The sequence below is a fragment of the Elusimicrobiota bacterium genome, assembly GCA_026388095.1.
Classification (GTDB): Bacteria; Elusimicrobiota; Elusimicrobia; order UBA1565; family UBA9628; genus UBA9628.
Window position 1 is genome coordinate 1 of record JAPLKL010000072.1, and the last position, 5,120, is coordinate 5,120.

Annotated in this window: 5 protein-coding genes; 3 read left to right on the forward strand and 2 right to left on the reverse strand. The window is 70.4% G+C overall.

The window, feature by feature from the left end; genetic code table 11:
* Together NTY77_18115 and NTY77_18120 are read right to left on the reverse strand one after the other, a co-directional pair.
* Positions 1-195, reverse strand: a 195-nt coding sequence (locus NTY77_18115; protein ID MCX5797410.1) for a hypothetical protein, incomplete at its 3' end; no start/stop codon positions are given.
* Between the two features lie 56 nt (positions 196-251).
* A complete protein-coding gene (locus NTY77_18120; GenBank protein ID MCX5797411.1) occupies positions 252-842 on the reverse strand; it encodes a phosphatase PAP2 family protein in 591 nt (196 codons plus the stop codon).
* A 28-nt stretch (positions 843-870) separates the two neighbouring features.
* Between NTY77_18120 and NTY77_18125 the strand changes: the two genes are divergently transcribed.
* The 3 genes from NTY77_18125 (at position 871) to NTY77_18135 (ending at position 4,909) form a co-directional block, all read left to right on the forward strand.
* Positions 871-1,590: a ZIP family metal transporter gene (locus NTY77_18125; GenBank protein MCX5797412.1), complete on the forward strand. Its 720-nt coding sequence runs from the start codon at positions 871-873 to the stop codon at positions 1,588-1,590.
* Positions 1,591-1,656: 66 nt separating this feature from the next.
* Entirely contained in the window at positions 1,657-3,006 is a 1,350-nt protein-coding gene (locus NTY77_18130; protein MCX5797413.1) for an acetate kinase, read from the forward strand.
* Positions 3,007-3,031: 25 nt separating this feature from the next.
* Positions 3,032-4,909, forward strand: a complete 1,878-nt coding sequence (locus tag NTY77_18135) for a tetratricopeptide repeat protein (protein MCX5797414.1) — start codon at positions 3,032-3,034, stop codon at positions 4,907-4,909.
* The last annotated feature ends 211 nt before the right edge of the window (positions 4,910-5,120 follow it).

Consider the following 5,120-nt stretch of genomic DNA (forward strand, 5'->3'; position numbering starts at 1 on the left):
CTGCACCATGGCCTCCAGGCCGCGGCGCTGCTCGGCTTTGGCCTCATCCGTGGCGGGGCGCGGCGCCGGCATGGGGCGCAACGCGTAGCCCTGGAACTCCTCGTCCGGGAAATAGGAGATGTCGTAGAGGGCGCGGGCCGGGGGGGCCAACAGGCTCCCGGACAGACAGAGGACGGCCATGGTTATGCCGAGCACGGTGCATCTATGTTAACAGTCGCGGGGCGTCGCCGCAAGGGGTGGGGGTGGGGGCGCTAACCTTTCTTCTTGGAGCGCGCCGAGCGCGCCGAGCCTCCGAACCGGAGGAGTCCGGCGCCGACCGCCCCTCCGACGAGGAGCCCCAGCAGGGCCCCGGCCGCCACATCCGCCGGGAAATGGACCCCCGCATAGACCCGGCTGTAGGCCACCAGCGCGGCCACGGCCAGCGCCGGCCAGAGCATGGGCGGCTCGGCCATGCCCAGCACGGTCGCGCCGGCGAAGGTGTTGCAGGCGTGGTTGGAGGGGAAGCCGTAGCTGCCCGGGCGGTGGGTGCGCAGGGTCACGGAGACCCCGGCGCTCGTGGGGCGGTCGCGGTGCACATAGGGTTTGATGAAACGGTGGGCCACCGCATCCGAGACCCCCACGGCCACGACCATGGCCAGGAGCGCCTTCACGGCCCGACCGCGCTGGACGTAGAGCCACCAGGCCAGGGCCACCGGCAGGGCGCCCCAGACCGCGATGGCGTTGCGGTCGAGGTCGGTCAGCCAGGGGAAGAAGGCGTCGAGCCAGGGATGCGTCCAGACCTGATTGATGCGATGGAAGAGACCCAGGTCCACGCCGCGCAAGAATCCCACGAGTTGGGTCATGGCGAGCCATTATACTAGAATCTCCGGCATGCTCGTCTTGTTCATCACGCTGGGCCTGCTGGCCACGGGCTTGGGCGGCCTGGTCCCCCTGGCCCAGAACCTTCTCTCCCGGCCCAGCCTGCGGCGGCTCTTCGCGTTCCGCTCGGGGATCCTGGTCGCGGTCACCTTCCTGGACATCCTGCCCGAGGCGTGGAAGTACCATCCGACCTTGGCCGGCGTCGGGGCCATGGGCGCCTTCGTCCTCTTCTACGTCATGCAGAACTTCACCATGGTCGACTCCTGCACCGAGTACCTCGAGGAGTGCCACACCCATCTGCTGGGCTGGGCCGCGCTGGCCGGGCTCTTCATCCACTCCTTCATGGACGGCTTCAACCTGGCGATCGCCTTCACGGCCACGGCCGGCGCCGGCTTGGCCGTGGGCGCGGCCATGACCCTGCACAAATTGATGGATGGGTTCACTCTGACTTCGCTGTTCCAGCAGGCCGGCTATTCCCGGACGCGCAGTCTCCTGGGACTGGCGGTCATGGCCGCGGCGACCCCGCTGGGCTGCGCGGCGAGCGCCGTCGGCCTCGCCAGCTTCAGCCCCAGCCTCATCGCCGTCCTCCTGGGCGTGGCCGGCGGCTCGTTCTTGTACCTGAGCGCGGCCGAGTTCGCGCCCCGCCTGCACAAGGCCGCCGACTTCCCCGCCTTCGCGTCCTTCGGCGCCGGGGTCGCCGTCTTCTGGGCGCTGCACTCCCTGGTCCATTAGCGGCTCTAATAGTTGCCGGATTTGATAGAATGGGATGACGCTTCACGGCCAAGGAGCCCCTTCCCCATGCGCATACTCTGCCTGAACTGCGGCAGTTCCTCCGTCAAATATCGCCTCTACGACTGGGAGAGGCAGGAGGCCCTGTCCACGGGGATCGTCGAGCGCGTGACCGTGGGGGGGTCTTTCATCGTCCATGAAGTGCCCGGCCGGGACAAGCTCACCATCAAGAGCGAATGCCCGGACCACAAGATGGCGATCAAGCTGGTCATGGACACCTTGACCCACCCCGAGCACGGCGTCATCGCCGACACCAAGAGCATCAGGGGCGTGGGGCACCGCGTGGTCCACGGCGGCGAGAAATTCGCCAAGTCGGTGCTCATCGATGACGAGGCCATCGCCGCCTTCAAGGGCATCTCGGCTCTGGCGCCCCTGCACAACCCCCCCAACATCATGGGCATCGAGGCGGCCAAGGACCTCATGCCGGACATCCCCCACGTGGCCATCATGGACACGGCCTGGCACCAGACCATGCCGGCCCACGCATACATCTACGCCCTGCCCTACGCCTGGTACGAGAGATACGGCGTGCGGCGCTACGGCTTCCACGGGACTTCGTTCCTCTACAACGCCAAGCGCGCGGCCGTGCTGCTCAAGAAGGACCCCTTCAAGTGCAACCTGGTCATCTGCCACATCGGCAACGGGGCCTCGATCAACGCGGTCCAGAACGGGCTCTCCTACGACACGTCCATGGGCATGACGCCGCTGGAGGGCTTGGTCATGGGCACGCGCGCGGGCGACCACGACCCGGCCATCGATTTCTTCGTCATGGCGAAGGAGGGCATCTCCGCCAAGGAGATGGACTCGCTGCTCAACAAGAAATGCGGCGTGCTGGGGATCACCGGCCGCTACACGGACCGCCGCGACGTGGAGGAGGCCGCGGCCAAGGGCGACGCCCGCGCGGCGCTGGCCCTGCAGGTGGAAGGCTACCGCATCCGGAAGTACATCGGCGCCTATGCGGCCGCGGTGGGCGGGCTCGACGCCGTGGTCTTCACCGCCGGGGTAGGCGAGATGAGCGACCAGATCCGGGCCATCGCCACCCGCGACCTCGATTGCCTGGGCATCAAGGTCGACCCCGAGAAGAACGGCCTGACCCACACGCGCAACGCCGAGTGCGACATCTCGGCTGCGGGCTCGGCGACCAAGGTCTTCGTCATCCCCACGGACGAGGAGCGCGTCTTCATCGAGGACGTGGTGGCCATCATGGCGGGCAACTACGACGTCCACACGCGCTTCACCTACCGCTTCCAGTCGCCGGACTACCGCAACAGCATGCGCGACGAGGCTTTCTGCCGGGAGCTGGCGAAGCGGCCCGGTCTGGCGAAGGTGGCCTGCAATCCCCCCAAGGTCACGGCCTAAGCAGCTCGACAGCGCCCAGGCGGGCGTGGCGCTCTTCAACCGCGGCCAGTACGCGCGTGCCGCGAGCCGCTTCGAGGCGGCCCTGCGCGGCGGCGAGACCGCAGAGTGGCTCGCCTGCGCGCTGGGCCAGGCCTACGCCGCCGCGGGACGCACCGCCCTGGCCCTGCGCCTGCTGCGCGGCGCCGCCCGACGGTCGGCCGAACCCCATCCCATATATCTGGCGCTCTCCGATATCCTGAGGCGCGCCGGCCAGACGCGGCAGGCCGAAGCCATCCTGCGCCGGCTCGCGGCCGAGTCCTCCCACCTCGGACAGGCCCATCATGCCCTGGGCCAGATCCTCCTCGGCCAGGGCCGCCTGGACGCGGCGGCGGCGAGCTTTCGCCGGGCCGCACGGCTCGAGCCGCAGCTGCCCTGGCCGCACATCGCTTTGGGCGAGCTCCTGGAGCGGCGCGGCCGCGGCGAGGAGGCCTTGCGCTGCTGGGCCAGAGCCGGACGCGCGCGGCTCTACGATTCGGCCACCGCGGTCCAATTGGGAGACCTCTACCAGCGCCGGGGCCTGGCGCCGGAGGCGAGACGCCATTACCTGCGCGCCTGGAAGCTGGATGGCAGGAGCGTAGCGGCCTGCCAGAGGCTGGCGGAGGCCGCCAAAGGCCGGGGCTGTCTGGATGAAGCCGCGCTCTGGGTCGGTCGGGCCGGGCGGCTCGATCCGCGGGAGGCGCTGTGGGACTTCCGGCTGGGCTGGATCCACGGCCAGGCCGGGCGCTGGACGCAGATGCGCCGCTGCCTGCGGCGCTACCTGGGCCGCCGCGCGCGGTCCGCGAGCGACGGAGCCAGCCCCGTGCTGGCCTGGGTCTGTCTGCAGGACTACCGCCGCGCCGCGGCCGAAGCCGAGCGGTCCCTGGAGCGGCTGGACCCCGAGGGCCTGGCTTTGCTCTCCCGCGCCTGGCCGGAGAACTGGCTGCGCCAGCATGACGACGCCTTCTACGCGGCCCACCTGCGGGCCGTGGAGCGGCAGGCGCTGGCCCGGCCCCGCTCACCCTGGCCCTGTTTCTTCCGGGCCTCCTTGCTCCTGCGCCGCAACCGCTACGCCGAGGCCGGGGCTCTGTCCGGGGACCTGGCGCGCTTCTCCGAGGCGCGCTACGGCTGGATGCGCTACGTGACCGGGCTGGCCTTGCTGCTGGACTGCCGCTATGAGGCGGCCGTCGCGGAGTTCGCGGCCGCGCTGCGCTCGCGGCCCGCGGACTGGAAGTCGCGCTGCCACTTGGCCGAGGCCCTGCTCTGCCTGGGCCGGCGCAAAGAGGCCTTCGAAAGGTTCGACGCGGCCGAGGCCGACGCGGCGCGCGTCGGAGCCGCCTGCGAGGTCTGGGCCTGGCGAGGCGAAGCGAGGCTCTGGCTCGGCCAGGCCGCGGCCGCCTTGGCGGACCTGGACCGCGCCGTGGAGTCAGGAGCGAAGCTGGCTCTCTGCTGGCGCGGGGCCGCCCAGATGCTCATGGGCCGCCTGGGTCGGGCCCGGCAAGACCTGGACCGCGCCATCGTGCCCGGTTCGAAGGACGCCGAGGCGTATCTCTGGCGAGGAGAGCTCAACCGCCGCTGCGGCCGCGCGCGCGCGGCGCTCAGGGACCTGGCGGCCGCGCGCCGGGCCGGGCATGGCCAGCACGATTTCGAGTGGGCGGCATGCAACCGGGCCTTGCTGGGGGCCGCTCCGGGCGAGGCGCTGCGCGGCCTATCGCCGGCTCTGCTCGCGGCGGCGCTGGGCCGGCCGGTCCCGGACCTCGGTGACGCCCGCGCCGCGCGCGCTGTCGCCAAGGACATGCTGGCGCGGGCCCGCGGGCTGCGCCGCCACGAGCCCTACCTGCGGGCCCTTTGGCTGGGCCCGGAGGCCGCGGCGCGCTTGGCGCGCTAGTAGCGGCTGAAAAACTCGCCAGGGATCTCTGATCGCGCGCTTTGTGCGTATACCAACTGTGGCCGGCCACCACTCCTGTCCGGGGAAAATCCGTCGCGCGACGCAACAAGCCCTGATGAAACAGCCTCCGGTCGGGATTGTCCGACGGAAAATCGGCAGCAGGCCTCGTTGATTCGGCTTGCGCGGCTTTACAGCCTGTTCAGAGACATCA